Origin of the sequence: Acaryochloris thomasi RCC1774, assembly GCF_003231495.1 — a bacterium.
In the GTDB taxonomy this organism is placed as follows: Bacteria; Cyanobacteriota; Cyanobacteriia; order Thermosynechococcales; family Thermosynechococcaceae; genus RCC1774.
In genome coordinates, this window is the sequence record NZ_PQWO01000002.1 from 94,768 (window position 1) to 109,508 (window position 14,741).

General features: G+C 52.1%; 13 protein-coding genes. 8 read left to right on the forward strand and 5 right to left on the reverse strand.

Features of this window, described 5'->3' with window-relative positions:
- The first annotated feature begins 11 nt into the window (after nucleotides 1–11).
- Nucleotides 12–1,106: an ABC transporter ATP-binding protein gene (locus tag C1752_RS03360; protein ID WP_110984641.1), complete on the forward strand. Its 1,095-nt coding sequence runs from the start codon at nucleotides 12–14 to the stop codon at nucleotides 1,104–1,106.
- 257 nt (nucleotides 1,107–1,363) lie between these two features.
- Here the strand turns inward: C1752_RS03360 and C1752_RS28280 are convergent, their stop codons facing one another.
- From C1752_RS28280 to C1752_RS03380, 4 genes are read right to left on the reverse strand one after another with little or no spacing between them, the layout of a single operon-like run.
- A complete protein-coding gene (locus C1752_RS28280; RefSeq protein ID WP_110984642.1) occupies nucleotides 1,364–1,561 on the reverse strand; it encodes a hypothetical protein in 198 nt (65 codons plus the stop codon).
- A gap of 4 nt (nucleotides 1,562–1,565) precedes the next feature.
- Nucleotides 1,566–2,444 (reverse strand): multinuclear nonheme iron-dependent oxidase, encoded by an 879-nt coding sequence (locus tag C1752_RS03370; RefSeq protein WP_110984643.1) that lies wholly within the window; start codon nucleotides 2,442–2,444, stop codon nucleotides 1,566–1,568.
- A gap of 2 nt (nucleotides 2,445–2,446) precedes the next feature.
- Nucleotides 2,447–2,737 (reverse strand): hypothetical protein, encoded by a 291-nt coding sequence (locus C1752_RS03375; protein WP_110984644.1) that lies wholly within the window; start codon nucleotides 2,735–2,737, stop codon nucleotides 2,447–2,449.
- 47 nt (nucleotides 2,738–2,784) lie between these two features.
- Nucleotides 2,785–3,105 carry a hypothetical protein gene (locus tag C1752_RS03380; protein WP_110984645.1) on the reverse strand — a complete coding sequence of 107 codons (321 nt, stop codon included), beginning with the start codon at nucleotides 3,103–3,105 and terminating at the stop codon, nucleotides 2,785–2,787.
- A 175-nt stretch (nucleotides 3,106–3,280) separates the two neighbouring features.
- Here C1752_RS03380 and C1752_RS03385 point away from each other — a divergent pair, with 175 nt between their 5' ends.
- A complete protein-coding gene (locus C1752_RS03385) occupies nucleotides 3,281–4,804 on the forward strand; it encodes a phosphomannomutase/phosphoglucomutase (protein ID WP_110984646.1) in 1,524 nt (507 codons plus the stop codon).
- 176 nt (nucleotides 4,805–4,980) lie between these two features.
- Here C1752_RS03385 and C1752_RS28285 read toward each other — a convergent pair whose 3' ends face one another.
- On the reverse strand, nucleotides 4,981–5,157 hold the full coding sequence (locus C1752_RS28285; protein WP_158535002.1) for a hypothetical protein: 177 nt from the start codon (nucleotides 5,155–5,157) through the stop codon (nucleotides 4,981–4,983).
- A gap of 281 nt (nucleotides 5,158–5,438) precedes the next feature.
- Here C1752_RS28285 and C1752_RS03390 point away from each other — a divergent pair, with 281 nt between their 5' ends.
- The 6 genes from C1752_RS03390 to C1752_RS03415 all read left to right on the forward strand — a co-directional run bounded on the left by C1752_RS03390 (nucleotide 5,439) and on the right by C1752_RS03415 (nucleotide 14,698).
- Nucleotides 5,439–6,611 carry a response regulator gene (locus tag C1752_RS03390; protein WP_110984647.1) on the forward strand — a complete coding sequence of 391 codons (1,173 nt, stop codon included), beginning with the start codon at nucleotides 5,439–5,441 and terminating at the stop codon, nucleotides 6,609–6,611.
- A 39-nt stretch (nucleotides 6,612–6,650) separates the two neighbouring features.
- On the forward strand, nucleotides 6,651–7,013 hold the full coding sequence (locus tag C1752_RS03395; RefSeq protein WP_110984648.1) for a response regulator: 363 nt from the start codon (nucleotides 6,651–6,653) through the stop codon (nucleotides 7,011–7,013).
- 11 nt (nucleotides 7,014–7,024) lie between these two features.
- Complete coding sequence (locus C1752_RS03400; protein ID WP_110984649.1) at nucleotides 7,025–7,489, forward strand: chemotaxis protein CheW; 465 nt, start codon at nucleotides 7,025–7,027, stop codon at nucleotides 7,487–7,489.
- A gap of 108 nt (nucleotides 7,490–7,597) precedes the next feature.
- Nucleotides 7,598–9,511, forward strand: coding sequence for a methyl-accepting chemotaxis protein (locus tag C1752_RS03405; RefSeq protein WP_110984650.1), 1,914 nt, complete (start codon nucleotides 7,598–7,600; stop codon nucleotides 9,509–9,511).
- Nucleotides 9,512–9,554: 43 nt separating this feature from the next.
- On the forward strand, nucleotides 9,555–11,489 hold the full coding sequence (locus C1752_RS03410) for a methyl-accepting chemotaxis protein (RefSeq protein ID WP_110984651.1): 1,935 nt from the start codon (nucleotides 9,555–9,557) through the stop codon (nucleotides 11,487–11,489).
- A gap of 59 nt (nucleotides 11,490–11,548) precedes the next feature.
- Nucleotides 11,549–14,698: a response regulator gene (locus C1752_RS03415; protein WP_110984652.1), complete on the forward strand. Its 3,150-nt coding sequence runs from the start codon at nucleotides 11,549–11,551 to the stop codon at nucleotides 14,696–14,698.
- Nucleotides 14,699–14,741: the final 43 nt, after the last annotated feature.

The window sequence follows — 14,741 nt, forward strand, 5'->3', positions numbered from 1 at the left end:
GAGCGATAAACATGGCAGGCATTGTTTTTGAGCAGGTCACCAAGCAGTATGAAAACGGGTTTGAAGCGGTCAAGAACTTCAACCTTGAAATTGGCGAGCAAGAATTTTTGGTCTTAGTCGGACCCTCTGGCTGCGGCAAAACCACATCACTCCGGATGCTGGCGGGGCTAGAGTCCATTAGCACGGGCAACATCTACATCAATGACAAGCGCGTTAATGATGTGGCCTCGAAAGATCGAGATATTGCGATGGTGTTTCAGTCCTACGCCCTGTATCCCCACATGACCGTATTTGAAAATATGGCCTTTAGCTTAGATCTGCAGGGCGTTTCTAAGGCTGAGCAGAAAGAACGGGTTCAGAAAACAGCCACACAGCTCGGGATCGAGGCCCTGCTGGACCGGAAACCCAAGCAGCTCTCGGGGGGACAGCGGCAGCGAGTAGCGGTGGGACGCGCCATTATCCGTGACCCTGCGGTATTCCTAATGGATGAACCGCTCTCTAACCTAGATGCCAAGCTCAGAGGACAGGCTCGGACAGAGCTGAGCGACCTGCAAACAAAACTCGGCACCACCTTTGTCTACGTTACCCACGATCAGGTGGAGGCGATGACGATGGGCACCCGGATTGCCGTGATGAATCAGGGCATTTTGCAGCAGGTTGATACGCCCCAAACGCTCTATGAGCGTCCCAATAATATGTTCGTGGCCGGATTTTTAGGCAGCCCGTCCATGAACTTTCTCAAGGCAAAGCTTACGGCAGAGCAAGGGCAGCTTTGGGTCGTCAATCAAGCCGTCAAGCTACCGTTGCCGCCGCAATTACAGGCAAAATACCAGCAATATCAGGGCATGGAGGTTATCTTTGGCCTCCGCCCGGAGCATATTGCGCTGTCTGCCGCTGGCGATTCTGCCACAGATGTTGCGGCTCAGGTTTCTGCCCTAGAGATGATGGGGCATGAGGCTATGGTTTACTTCACGCTATCCGATGGTCAAAACTGCATTGCTCGCGTTCCTCCTCAACTGCAGCTTGTGCCGGGAGATAACTTCACAGCCTATTTCGACATGAATTACTGTCATTTATTCGATCTCGATTCGGAGCATGTCCTGTAGCCCCTATTCTTTACCCATAACTCCTGCAATTCCTGTGAAGACCGGGGTCTAGCCCCCCTTTTTAAGAGGGTGGGTGGGCGAATCTCCCCTTAACTATCGCTATACAACTGACGATTTTGGAAAGCCCGTTGCATAGCGATGATCTAAATCCCCCCAGCCCCCCTTGCAAAAGGGGGGAGAATATAAGCTATAAGTAGACTTCAGGGCTTATGGGCGAATGCGAATGCAGCGCCAGCGGCGATTTGCTTAGCGCTATTTTAAGAGCGCTGGCCCCACTTTTTAAGCAGCTCAGCAGCAACCTCCACCATCCTGGGGTCAAAGGTTTCGATATAGTCGATCATGGGTTGCGGAACAGATGAATCCTGGAGCTGTTCAAGGACTGTCTCCCCATCACTAGAAGTAAAAAGAGTTTCCAACAGATGGTCCTGAAAGGCTGCGAGTTCCCTTTCCTGCATTGTCCTATCCTTCTCTGTCGGCTTGCACAATAGCTTGAATCCGGGCAAAGTCTTGTCGAAATTGGCTTTGTTCAGAGGCGGGTCCCAGCGTATTGCCTAGACGCTCAAAAATCACGAACTGGACATTAAGGCACTGCTGCAAAGCCAAGGTCAGCAGCTCAAAGACCGCTTCTGGAACAGGTTGGTCATGGGTGTCGCGTCGAATTTGCCCCCCTGTCCCTTTGCTCCAAGAGCCACCAGAGATATGGATCTCTCGAACCCGATGGAGGGGGTAGAGTGCCAATAGTTCGGTGGCAGAGATCTGAAAGTTGCAGACTTGGCAGTACAAATTATGGACATCCAGCAGCAGAAAACCATCGACTGACTCTAGGAGCTTCTCTAGAAAGATACCCTGCTCTCGTACGTCCTGCTGGCTGAAGGCGAACGCTAAATTCTCCAGCCCCACCGGCACTTGTGCCACCTCAGCAAGTCGCTGTAATCGTTCACGCCCCAACTGTAGAGTCTCAGGGCATAACGGCATGGGTAAGGGGGCACTTTGACGAAAGGTCTCTGTTGCTAGCCAGCCAAAATGTTCTGAAATATGTTGATAGTGATACTGTCGACGCTCTGCTTCTAAACAGGCTAACCAGTGACTCCGATCGAGTTGGGCCGACAGTAGAGAGTAGCTAACGCCGTGCCCCAGCAAACGATCTTGCTGACTGAACTGATCTAGCAGAGGCGGCACCCACGTTGGCAGGCCAACCTTACCCCATCCCATATCAAAGCTCCATTCCAGGACTTCGACAGCACTAGATTCAAGTAGAGGTTGAGCCGTTTGCCAAAAATCGGCCTGAGGCATCAAAGACAGGCCTAGGCTGGGGCGAGTGGTTGTGGTTGTCGCCACGATTACCCCCGACCACAGGGTGGGCAATAGCCGGCCCGATAGCGAGGGTCTTTGGGATTGAGATGTGTTGGGAGGGTCTGAACAGGTGGCTCGTCCTTGGGCTTTACCTCAATGTTGTTCGACTCAGCTTTGGCCTGTGCTTCCAGGACCTGTGGCTGGGAATCAGATGGCTCAATTTCACCTGAGGGAATTGCTTCGAGCGGTTTTTCGTGACGTTTTGGGCTAGCCCGTACGTTCTCTATACCGCTCAGAAGAAACAATAGGCCGAGCAGAAACGGAAGATAAAGCTTCATAGAACATAGGGGAGTGAGTGAATGGAATGACTTCAGTCGCCTGACTGTTAACCCATGCCGCAGGCGGGACAATTACCGTCGAAGCTGTGGCGAGGATCCTCTAGCTGATAGAGGGGAGTTGTCAGTGGGACTTTAGGCTGTTCTACTTGGGGCGTTGGCTGTTCGGCTCTCGTCGATTCGACCTTGGCTGTGATCGCCTCTATCTCTTCTGAGGTGATTGGCGCTTGCGAGTGGCGTTCGGTGACTTTAGCGGCAGGGGGCTGATGATTTTGAGGTGGCTCACTCAGTCGTGGCTTGGCCTGTGTGCTCCCGACAAAGCTCAATAGAGGCAACAGGCTTAGCAGGGCGGGCAAAGAAAGTGATTTCATGGGCAGCGTCTCTTCAGGAGGGCTTGAGTACTTTTATTCTATGGGGGTGCTTCCATTACTGCTGTTGTGGTTTCACTTTTAGTAACTGCTTTTCTTCTTTGCGATCTCTAAAGGAGATCGTTGAGTAGGAATGCATTAAGGTGAACTGAAGGTAAGCGTCTATCCCCGGCCCACCATGCAAAACTTCAACTGGCATCAGCTTCAAAACGGTTCAGATATTCGTGGGGTTGCCCTCGATGGCGTGGCGGGCGAAGCTATTAATCTGACTCCCGAAGCGACCACCATGCTCGGGAAAGCCTTTGTGAGCTGGTTGGCTGAGCAGGTGAATAAACCGGCTGCTGATTTGGTTATTTCTATTGGTCGAGATAGTCGCCTATCGGGGCCTGACCTAAAGCAGGGACTTATTTCAGGGATTACGGCAATGGGGAGTCGGGGCTATGATTTTGAACTGGCTTCGACGCCCGCGATGTTCATGAGCACGGTGACGGATGGCTTCAACTGTGATGGAGCGATTATGCTGACGGCGAGCCACCTCCCTTTTAACCGCAATGGCCTCAAGTTCTTCACGACTCAGGGGGGCTTAGGCAAGCCTGATATTAGCGCGATTCTTGCTTTGGCCGAGGCCGATGCGTTTACGACGGCGGCTCAGGCTGGAACCGTTGAGCCACGGGATTTTATGGGTGTTTATGCCCAGCAGCTTGTGCAAACGATTCGCAAGGGCGTTGATCATCCTCAGCAGTATGAGCAGCCGCTGCAGGGTCTTAAGATTGTGGTGGATGCAGGGAATGGCGCTGGAGGATTTTTTGCGGAGCACGTCCTGCAGCCGTTGGGGGCTGATACCACCGGTAGCCAATTTTTAGAGCCAGACGGGACGTTCCCGAATCATATTCCCAACCCTGAAGATGGAGATGCGATCGCATCCCTAAAAAAAGCCGTCACCACCCACAACGCCGACTTTGGCATCATTTTCGATACTGATGTTGATCGTTCAGGGGCTGTCGATCATACCGGCCAAGAACTCAACCGCAACCGGTTAATTGCCCTGATGTCCGCCATCGTCTTGAAAGAGCATCCCGGCTCCAGCATCGTCACCGACTCGATCACCTCCGATGGATTGACCCAATTTATCGAGCAACAATTAGGGGGGCAGCATCATCGCTTTAAGCGGGGTTATAAAAACGTAATTAACGAAGCTATCCGACTCAATCAATCAGGCCAAGACGCTTGGCTAGCCATCGAAACTTCAGGCCACGGAGCTATGAAAGCCAACTACTTCCTTGATGATGGTGCCTACCTGATCAGCCAGCTCCTGATTGAACTTGCCAAAGCAAAGCAGTCTGGGCAAGCGCTCTCCGATTTAATTTCTACGCTACAGGAACCGACAGAAAGCCAAGAGCTACGCATCGAAATTACTGCGGATGATTTCAAAGCCTGTGGCAATCAGGTGATCGAAAAACTTCAGGCCTTTGCTGCTCAACAAGCAGACTGGACCTTGGTCCCCAACAACTATGAAGGGGTTCGGATTGCCTGTACATCGCCTTCAGAAGCAGGCTGGTTCCTCCTGCGTCTCTCGCTTCATGATCCGGTTTTGCCGCTCAATATCGAGTCAAATGTCACGGGTGGGGTGGCTCAAATTGCTCTACGACTGATGGCCTGCTTGCAAAAGTTTGAATCTCTAGATATCCCACCCATCACTTAAACCGCAGGTGAACAAGCTAGCGCGGCGCTGCAAAGCAACGGTTGTGTTGAGATTTGATGACATTCCTGACGTTTGATCAGGGGCATGCAGGCTCCTGTTTAGCAATGGGCGCATGGCAGAAAAAATTGGCTTCGATCTGATCACGAACCGGGCTGTGTTTTGAGTGCACCCAGAGTCTAGATCTCTGCTGCTAGAGCCTGTACCGTCCCTGAGGCAATTGTTGACGATAGGGTCTGAGCGATGAGAGAGACTGGGCACAAGATGCTGAGAATCTTATAGCGAGAGATCTCTCGGGGCCAGCCACCCGCTAACTTGAGTGCGTATTTTGTCCCCATCATGATGACGATTGTCAACTAGATTCTGCCAGAGAAAAGTTACACCCCTCACTAAAGGTGGGCACTCTACTAATAGAGAGCTAAAACTCCAGACAGATTATTCAAGTTAGGCGCATACGCACACTGTAGTCAACAAGTGGCTGAATACAGTCGTTCCATTGCAGACGTCTATGTTCTAAGACCCCTGTAGCAGAGTTTAAAGAGTCAATCACAAAGACTTGGGAACCCAAAAAACAGGCTCTTTACGTCCCACTAACTGCTGTCAAGGTATTCCGCGAAGTCAGCCCCTGTAATCGCCCATGATTCAACAAGCACCCACCCAGCAAGAGACCTTTGCCTTCGGTCCTCAAGAGCTTTCCCAAAAGCTCCTGCGGCTGCCCCATACTGAAACATCTGGCTATTGGAAAATTAGCTTTGACCGATTGGCCCATAAAAATCATCACTGGTATATTGGCCTATCTGCCAATCAAGAGGTCTGTTATACAGGGACACAGCCTTTCTCCTGTCAGACGCTGCTCAAGATAATCAAGCGCTATTTACCGCAGTCTCGTCGGGAGCCGACGCGGTCTTTTCTTGCGGGGCTGCACAAGACGAGCAAAGAACAATCATTATCGACTGTAGACACGATTGAAGAGCTGATTCAGATGAATATTCTGGATCTCAAGCAGCTAGCAGACATCCTGCGCTCGAAAATTCTCGCTGATTTTGAGCTGTATCTCTCGATTGGGGCTGGAGGGGCTGTCTTTGTCCCTGACGAGTCTCTATCGACACAGATTCCCGTCCCTGGCTTGCCGATAGAGACGCTTCTCAAACAGACTCAGCAGCGGCAGGTTCAGTGGCAGCGCGTCAAGCAGATTGTGCCGTCTATGAACGTGATTCCGATTTTAGATACAGAGCGCCTAGAGCAGTCTGAGCTACCTGAATCCCAGCGTCAGTGGCTAAAAGGCGTTGTTCGTTCGGGCAAAACCCTCAACGACATTAGCGTACTGGTTGCCAAAGATGTCTTAGAAATTGCCACCGCATTCGCAAAATTTATGCAGGCGGGCGTGATTCGACTGGACTCTGCAACGCAGTCTGAGCCTGGGACGGTGATGATTATTGATGATTCACCGATGGTGCTCATGCAGTTTCAGCGCTTGGTTACGGCGTTGGGGCATCCTGTTGTTGTGAATCAAGAAGTTGAGAAATCAATTCCCATGATTTCTCAGGTTAAGCCTGCCATTATCTTCATCGATATCAATATGCCCGGCATTTCTGGTTTTGAGCTGGTCAAGCAAATTCGGCAGACCCCTGAGATTGCTTCGATTCCACTGGTTATTTTGACGGGCGAGCAAAAGCTGTCCAACAAGTGGCGTGCCCAGTGGAGTGGCTGTGACTTTCTAACGAAGCCACTGTCAATGAACGAAATCAATCAGTTTCAGGTTGCTCTACAGGAAAAACTTGAAACGGTGATGTCGACTGCGTCTGTTTAAGTCTTCCTATCCCTCTACCCCCCTACCCTGGAGAATATTATGCGATTTCTAATCATTGACGATAGCTCTGTTGATCGTCATTTCTTAGCCAAGCTGTTAGAAACAATTGGTCATGATGTTGATCAATGTGATACCCCCAAAGAAGCATTGAGCTTAGTCGAATCGGGTGAGTATGACTTAGTCTTTTTAGACGTTGTGATGCCGGAGCAGGATGGCTACAAGTTTTTGCGAGAGCTTCGGATGAATCCGACAACGGCAAATCAGTATGTTGTCTTCTGCTCTAGCAAGAAAACGCCCCTAGAAATCAACTACGGTCTCAAGCGAGCCGGAGCCAATGACTACTTAACGAAGCCGGTCTCCCGCGAAACGGTTGAGCAGGTACTAGAGCGCGTTGCCGCTTAAAGGAGAATTCTATGTCTGCCGTTGCAGAACGTCCTTCAACAGCGTTGGAACAGCGTTTGGTCTTAGCCCAAGTTGGAGCTTTTACCCTGGCAATTCCCGCATTATGGGTGTCTGAGATTGCTCGCTTTGAGCCATCTCAGATGCTGGAACTTCCCTTTTACCCGTCCCCGCTCATGGGCCTCATGCACCAAGGCGGACAAGTTGTACCTCTTGTGTCGGCGGCTCAACTGCTGCAGCAAGAGCGGCAAATGCGTCAAGAGCGACCCACCGTTATTTGCCTAGGAGAAGCGGCTGAGTCACTGAATCAAGTCGGAATTGTTGTGGATAAGATTCTGGGCAGTACAACCCACTCTGAAGTACCGGCGACGCTCTTCGAGCCGATTGATGTCTCAGCGTTGGGCTCTGAACAGATGGTTCTTCTGAGCCAGGAATGGTTCTCTTCAGATGTCTGGAAGCCCCAGCAGTGGGCGATTTAAATAACTGCAACTGTCCAAACCGTCATTCTAAAATCTTGCCTTTTTACCTACCTGATCGCTGATTCTGTGATCGGGAAACTCATCTAGCCGTTTTCCCTTTGTTTCGCCATGAATACCCTAGAGTCTCAAGATAACCTCCAGCTTACAACTGTTGAGCCGACCACGCCTGTGGGAAAGCTGCGGCAATATGTGCGCTCCCATCTGCTCGGAACGATGGGAGTCACTGTGGCCGGTAGTGTTGTCCTCACCTTTGTCTCCGTTGGGAATATGGTCCGCACCTATCAAGGATTCCAGTCGACGGTTAATAAGCAGTTTGAACTCCAGAAGCAAGCAGATAAAATCACCTATGCTGACGAAGTTCTAACGATGTCGTCTCGGATGGCGGCCAGTACCGGCGATCTGAAGTGGGAAGAGCGCTATAACAATTTTGTGCCGCTGCTAGATGATGCGATCGCAAACACCCTAGATAATGTCACCGACGAGATTCGGGCTGAGGCCAGCAAAACCGACGCTGCCAACCAAGCCCTGATTGAAATGGAAACTCAGGCCTTTGAACTCGTTCGGGCTGGTCGAGCATCTGAAGCTCTTCAGCTTTTGCTGGGACCGGAATACGGTGAGCAGAAAACAATCTATGCCGAAGGGAATGCGCGTGTCCTAGCTGACGTAGAGGCTTTTATTGATGCACAGCTAGAGAGCTATCGCCAGGGCTTCCGGGCCTCCATCGGTTTTTCTGTCGGTACGCTGTCACTGTTAATGATTGCCTGGGTGCTGGTGTTATCTGCCGTTCGAGACTACATTCGAGATCGTATCAGAGCCCAGTCCGCGCTCAAGCAGTCACAGTCTGAACTCTCCGCCATTAACAACGAACTCCGTCAAGAAGCAGAGGCTCGCCGCCAGCAGGAAGAAAAAATCAGAGCTGAAAGTGAGCAACTGCAAGAGGATATCGGTGAACTGCTAGATGTGGTGTGTGACATCGAAGAAGGCGATCTAACCGTTCAAGCCAAAGTGAACGACCGAGCCACCGGGTTGGTTAGCGACACGCTCAATCGTCTGGTTGAATCGCTAGGCAGTATTCTGCAGCAGGTAGATGCTAACACTCAAGAGGTCTCGCTCAGTGGTCAGCGCCATAAGCGGATTGCGGCAGTGGTTGCTGAAAGCACCGAGCAACAGACTCAGGCTGTTAATAAAGCCCTTGAACTGACCACGATCGTACAGAAAGCCGCTAACAGCGCTGCAGATCAGCTCGATACGACGAAGCAATCTCTATTGACGCTCCAGGGAACGGTCGTCAACGGCCAAGCCACAATGCAGCACTTGACCGCAGACATTGATGTTCTTCGGCAGGGAAGCGATCGCATCGTCCAGCAGATGAAGACTTTGGGTGAATTTGTCGGTCAAACCGATCAGTTTGTGCTTGACCAGAGTGAAATTGCCGCAGAAACGCAGGTTCTGGCCCTCAATGCTTCCTTGGTGGCGGCCCGAGCGGCTGAACAGCGTGATCCGCAGCAGTTTGCCCGCGTTGCCCGAGATTTTGAATTAATCGCCAACCAGGTCAGTCAGCTGGCCCAGCAGACGAACGACGGACTGAATACCCTAGAGCAGCGTAGCGCTCAAATTCACCAGGTGGTCTCTGACGTCGATGCCAACGTTCAAAGTCTAGGTGGGCTTGTGGAAGATTTCAATCGAGGCGTACAGCAAACCGACATTGTCTTCCAGGATGTTCAACAGGTTACTGGACAGGCTGTAGAAGCAGGTGATGTGGTAGCTCAGACGAGCCAAACAATTGTGGGATCCGCTGAAATTACGGCCCAAAGGATGCAGGCCATTGCCGATTTCTCGGCGCAAATCGCCCAGCAGTCCCAGCATGCTCGAGAGGTGTCAGACACTATGAACACCTTATCGACCGATCTTCTAGAAAAAGTCCAGGTCTTCAAGTTACCTGCCCAGGCCGAGACTCCAGCTTCTGAGACTCCAGCTTCTGAGGCTGCCGCAACTGAGCTGCCTATCGCTGTCGAAGTCTAACCACATCTAGTCCCCCACTCATCCATTGTTGAAGGTAATAACCATGACCGCTGAACAAATTGCTGTGACGCAAACATCAGGATCCAAAGCTTCGCTTCTCCGACGTCTACAGTCAGGGCTACAGGCTCGCCTCGTCCCTACTATTACGGTCTCGGTACTGTTTAGCTTGGCGTTGACCGGCACCTCTGCCTGGAATATCTGGCGTATTTATCAGGGCCTACAGAGCACGATTACGAAGCAATTTAAACTGCAGGAGCGTAGTGGTCAAGTCATTCACCTTGATGAAGTGTTGACGATGTCCGCTCGGATGGCTGCTAGTACAGGTGATCTACAGTGGGAAGAGCGCTACAACATCAACGTCCCGCCCCTGGATGAAGCGATTGGTGCGGTCTTAAGTGAACTGCCTGAGGCTGAGCAAACGAATCCGGCTAAGACTAATGCTGCCAACCAGCGTCTGATCGAAATGGAAACGCAGGCCTTTGAACTCGTGCGGCAAGGACAGTCTGAGACTGCCCTAGATTTACTGCTCAGCCGTAAGTATAGGATGCAGAAGTTTATCTATAGCCAAGGTATCAATGGCACCCTGCAGACGGTACAGCAAAAGGTTGCAAATCAGCTAGGAGCCTACCAGCAACGTCTTGCTTGGTCTGTAACCTATGCGGTTTCGAGTTTGTTGCTGTTGGCTTTGACTTGGTACATCGTGCTGATGGCAGTACGCGGCTATATTCAAGAACGACGCCAGTCCCAAATTGATCTGGAAGCATCGCAGACGAACCTGCTGTCTCTCAACAGCACTCTAGAGGGTGAGGTTAAGCAGCGAGCCGCGCAAGAGCAAGCGATTCGAGAAGAAAGTGAGCTGTTGCAGATGGATGTGGGGCACATCTTAGACGTGGTATCTGCCCTAGAAGATGGCGATTTGACCGTCGAAGCAGAAGTGAATGAGCGCGCCACAGGTCTTGTGTCTGATACGCTCAACCGACTGATTGAATCTCTGAGTCGAGTGGTTTCTTCGGTTGTTACAACCGCAGAGCAGGTGACAGAGAGCGCCGAACAGCTTGAGGGTATTGCTGTTGAGACCGCAGAGCAGGCTCAGTTCCAGACCGCCTCGGTCCAGGACGTACAGTTGCTGATGGAAGCGGTGAACACACTGACCTCTGACTCGCTGGAGCAGGCGCTCGCAACCGGGCAAGCCGTGGAGAAAGCTAAGACTGCGGTGTTCACCGGTCAGCAGGGGATGGACGCTATGGTCGGTGGCATTGAAACCCTACAGGTCGGAACTGAGCAAATTGTGAAACGAACGCAGCTCTTGGGTGAGTTTGTGGATTTGGCAACTCAGTTCTCTAAAGACCAAAAGCGAGTGGCTTCGCTCACGCGAGTTCTCTCTCTGAACGCTTCTACCGTAGCGTCTCGTGCCCTTAAAGAAGAGGATCCAGAACAGTTTGCCAGCCTTGCCAATGAGTTTGACGTGATTGCTCGCCAAGTTAATGATTTGGCAACTGAAACCAATAATGGTTTGGTCCTTCTGCAGCAGCGCACCAATCAAATCCAGACGGTGTCTTCGGGCCTCAATTACGATGTTTCTGAGATTAGCGAACTGGTGCAGGCCTTTACGCAAGAGGTGGGCCAGGCCCGTCAAGCCTTTAGCAACATTCAGCAGGTGACCGATCAAGTAGAGCAGGTGGGTCAGCAGGTCAGTTTATCTAGTCAAGGCATGGTGAAGGTGACCCAGAATACTCTGGCTGCTACCCAAAAGATCGCAGAGATTGCCCAAGAAACGGATGCTAAAGCAGCCATCACTCGTGTGCAGGTCGAAGCTATGGGTAACGTGGCCCGCACATTGCTAGAGGTTGTGTCATTCTTCCAGGTTCAGGCAGAGGAATCGCCAGAGTCGGTTGCGGTGGCTTCCTCAGAAGAATCTGCTGCAGCTCCCATGACGGAAGAGCCAATTTCTGAATCACAGCAGCTTGTCTCCGCTTAGCGGCCTACCGTAGTTTCTTTCTCCCCTTCAATTGTCTTGTATTGAGTCACAGTGGCACCATGACACTCGAACCTTCATCTTTTCCTTCTCAGACTTCTGTTGATGCAGCGGAAGCACAGCTACAGCAAGAATTGTGTGCCATGTTTGAACTGGACACACAGCAGCACTTTCAGGCTTATGTTGAGGTGGTTCAGCGCCTCGATGCTCAGTCTTGGACTGCCGATATTCAGCACATTTATCGCGCCGTCCATACTGTTAAGGGCGGGGCCGTAACGGTGGAAGCTGAGGCGGTTCTCAGAGCTGCTACTGTCCTTGAGGATTTACTCTCTGACCTTCGCTATCTGGATCAAGCGCCGCCCCTAGAGGACGGACAGCTTGTGCGGATGCTGCAGGAAGCTGGGGAATTACTCAGCAGTACGCTGGAGGTAAAGGGAACTGGGGAAGATGCGATCGCATCTATTCAGCCCACCCTTGATCGCATCCAGGCGCTGCATGCTCAGATCAAGCAGCGCTATATCCCAGACTGGAACGAACTGACCCAGGTCCACCAAGAATTCGCAGAACAGGGCTTTGACCTCGTAATCCTAGATCTTGAGATGGCGGTCAATCAGCTCCCGGTTCAGGGACAGATCTCAGATGCAGCCCTACAGATAGCTCAGCAGACCCTAGCGCAGCTCACCCAAATCGGGGATGACCTCCAGTTGGCTGAAGACTGGACTGCCCTCGTTAACCGGAGCCACGAACTGGCCCAGCACCCCGACAGTGCCGTCTGGAAATATGTCTGGCCGCTTTATTTCGCCGCCCTAAAAGACTGTGCCAAGCACAGTGGTCACTATGCGCTTGAACAGCTAGCCGATCTTAGCGTAATGGCTGCGAATCTCCCTGCGGTTGCGAGTCTAGAAACGCCAGCTGCTTCAGAGGCAGAAATAGAGTTGGTCTCTAGTGATGTGGATCTCATTGCCGACTTCCCTGACGACCTAACTGATATAGATTTGCCGGATCTAGAGCTGTCTAGCCTAGATGAAACTTTGTTCGCAGAGAGCGATGCTGGACTCGGTGGTACCCTCAGTGATGATGTGTTCTCCACAGCGTTCACCGACGACCTTGGGGCCGAAGATCTAGACCTTGCTGCTCTCGAAGAGGATGAGGCCGCTATTCATCAACTCGTCGATGCAGATCCTGAAGATCCAGAGCTAACCTTCGACTCAGGTGACGTTCAGGGACTCTTTCCTACACCCGTTGCTGAGGCTGGCCTCTTCCCCACGACCCTGGCACCCGCAAATGTGCCCGCAAAGGCTGATGCTCCTGAGTCCAGTGTCACCGCCGAGGGTGCCGACGCTGAACTTAGGCGTCGGATTAAAATTCCAGTGCCGCTAGAGCGACTAGATCAATCTGCCCAGCAGGTTGTTGAGACGCTCCTGACCACTCGGTCCACGCTCACCGTCTCCCAATCGCTAGAATTCCAAGTCTCGCAGCTGGCGGCATTGACTCAAGAAAGCTCGCAATATATTACCCGCCTCCGTCAGCTCCAAGATGACTACGCGTTGCTGCGGAGCCTAAGCCATGAACAAGACCCCACTAACGGTACCTCTGTTGAGCAATATCGTCAGGGGTATACAACGATCAATCGCCTGCTGGAAAACATTCTGCGGATGTCGGAGCTGAGCAGAGAAATTGAAGGCATGTCACACCAAGCGGTGGCGGGCATGGGACAGCTCGACCGGGACATGCTGTGCCTCAAGGATGAGATTGAATCTAGCCGTCTAGTCCCGTTCAAAAATCTGACGCTGCGGGCTAAAGCCATTGTGCGAGATCTCAGCAATCGCTACGATAAACCGGCTCAACTGGTGATTCATGGTGAACAGCTAGAGCTGGATGCCGGTGTGATTCAGCAGATCGAGCCAGCCCTACTGCACCTGTTGCGCAATGCCTACGACCATGGTCTCGAATCTGTAGAAGAACGAATGGGCAAGGGTAAGCCTGTGGAGGGCGTGATCCAGCTTGTGCTGCAGCGCCGAGGTAATCTTTATCGTCTGACAATTCAAGATGATGGCCGAGGGATTGATGCTGCTGCCATTCACCAGAAAGCGCAAGAGAAAGGCTTCCCGCTCACCGAGACTCAAACCTCTGCTGATTTGTTGGCCGTGCTCTGTCAGCCGGGCTTCAGCTCTCGCAACGTTGCCGATGATGTCTCCGGTCGGGGCGTGGGTATGGATGTGGTGGCTGGACAAATCGCCAATATGGGCGGACGACTGAGCCTCAATTCACGCCCAGGTGAGGGATCAACGTTTACGATTGAAGTACCTGCGCCCCAGCTATTGGTGCCCTGTGTGCTGCTCCAGGTGGGTAAGCGAACCGTCGCAATTCCCACGGAAGAAATTCGTGAAACAGTCTTGGCTAGCTCGATTCAGGTGCGTGCCAATGCAGAACCTGATGCTCTCTGTCCTTGGACGGTGGAAACGGCTCGGGGAGAAGCCCCCGGCTTTGGTTTAGCCGCCTATTGGCAGCAGTCTCAGACAGAGCTATCTGAAACCGCAGTGTGTTTACGGATTCGCCAGAATTTCGATCGCCTATCTGATGGTTCAGAAATGTGGTTGATTGCCGATGAACTGCTGGGGCAAGAAGCCCTGCTTATTAACCCGATTCCGAGTCCACTAGTGGTACCGGCTGGTTTGTTAGGGGTGAGCCTACGCTCTGATGGCAGGCTGATTTCGGTGATTGACCCCATCGCGCTGATAGAAGCGATTGAGACAGAGACACAGACTCAGCCAAAGATTCAGCCTCAGCAGCCTATAGTTCCTGCCGCTCAACCAGAAGATTCAACGGCTCCTACCCTCCTGATTGTGGATGATGCAGCTTTAATGCGTCGTCGTCTTGAGGGAAGTTTGCGTACCTATGGATTCGTCATACAGGCCTGCGTTGATGGTCTAGAGGCGCTCCAGTGGCTCCAGTCTCATCCGGCTCCAGCTCTGCTGATTACAGATATCGAAATGCCTAACATGGACGGGTTTACGCTTGTAGATCGCTGTCGGGCGCAGGGCTTGGAAATGCCAATCCTGGTGATTTCTTCTCGGATCTCAGAGGAATGGGGGCGAGAGGCCCAGCGATTAGGAGCCAACGCCTATCTCAATAAAGGGTTTGCCACCCCAGAGCTGCTTCAGCAGGTGAACCAACTCTTAGAGGCAAAGCAACCGCAGGCGATCTCCTGAGCGCGCTCATGGAGTCGCTATTCTCTCTTTCTCGGGGGCGTAA